This is a genomic window from Pseudomonas huaxiensis, assembly GCF_003231275.1.
GTDB classification, from domain to species: Bacteria; Pseudomonadota; Gammaproteobacteria; order Pseudomonadales; family Pseudomonadaceae; genus Aquipseudomonas; species Aquipseudomonas huaxiensis.
In genome coordinates this window covers 1-776 of the sequence record NZ_QKVL01000149.1, presented here as the reverse complement: position 1 = coordinate 776, position 776 = coordinate 1, and the positions used below count along the sequence as shown (strand labels likewise).

At 55.4% G+C, this 776-nt stretch carries 3 protein-coding genes; all 3 read left to right on the top strand.

Annotation, left to right across the window (positions count from 1 at the left end; translation table 11 throughout):
• On the top strand, positions 1–101 hold a 101-nt coding region (locus DM374_RS32645), incomplete at its 5' end, for a bacteriocin immunity protein (RefSeq protein WP_177431651.1).
• Between the two features lie 59 nt (positions 102–160).
• Positions 161–454 (top strand): HNH endonuclease signature motif containing protein, encoded by a 294-nt coding sequence (locus DM374_RS32640; protein ID WP_404821411.1) that lies wholly within the window; start codon positions 161–163, stop codon positions 452–454.
• Positions 454–729 (top strand): bacteriocin immunity protein, encoded by a 276-nt coding sequence (locus DM374_RS32635; RefSeq protein ID WP_110973534.1) that lies wholly within the window; start codon positions 454–456, stop codon positions 727–729. Before DM374_RS32640 ends, DM374_RS32635 begins: the two co-directional genes overlap by 1 nt.
• The last annotated feature ends 47 nt before the right edge of the window (positions 730–776 follow it).

Sequence of the window (776 nt, the reverse complement as noted above, 5' to 3'; positions counted from 1 at the left end):
GCTTCCCGCCACCTGGCTCCGAAGACAGCCCCGAAGGCGTCGTGAACCGCGTCAAAGAATGGCGAGCCGCCAACAACAAACCCGGCTTCAAACCCGACTGACCCAACGCCGCTATCGCCCCATGCGATAGCGGCGTTTCTCTGCCCGGATCATCTAGCCACTGGTTAGAACGTTACGGGGGAAGCAGTTCAGCAGATGGGGGAAGATGCGTGAGGCCATCTGGAAAGCAGCGGCTGCCGACTCAGAGTTGAGCAAGAACTTTCCTGAAATCAGCCTCGATAACATGCGCAAAGGTAAAGCACCCTATGCAAGCTCAGGCCAAGTTGGAAAACACCTGACGCTTGAACTGCACCATATTCATCCGATTGCCAAAGGCGGTGCAGTTTACGACCTGGACAACCTTGCCATCATGACACCAAGGGCGCATCAGGATGCTCACAAGGGGAAAAACTAATGGACCTGAAGCCAAGTATTGAAAATTACACAGAAGCCGAATTTCTGGCCTGCGTGAGCTTACTGTTCCGGAATGATTCCACTCTGCAAGGCGAAGCGTACGGTGCCTGGAAAGACAGAATTCTGCTCCATCTGGTATCTATCTCAGAGCATCCCAACGGCTTCAATCTCATCTGCTTCCCACTTGCTGGCGAGGACGACACCCCCGAAGGCGTCGTGAAACGCGTCAAAGAATGGCGCACCGCCAACAACAAACCCGGCTTCAAACCCGCCTGACCCAACGCCGCTGTCGCCCCATGTGATAGCGGCGTTTCTCCGCCCGA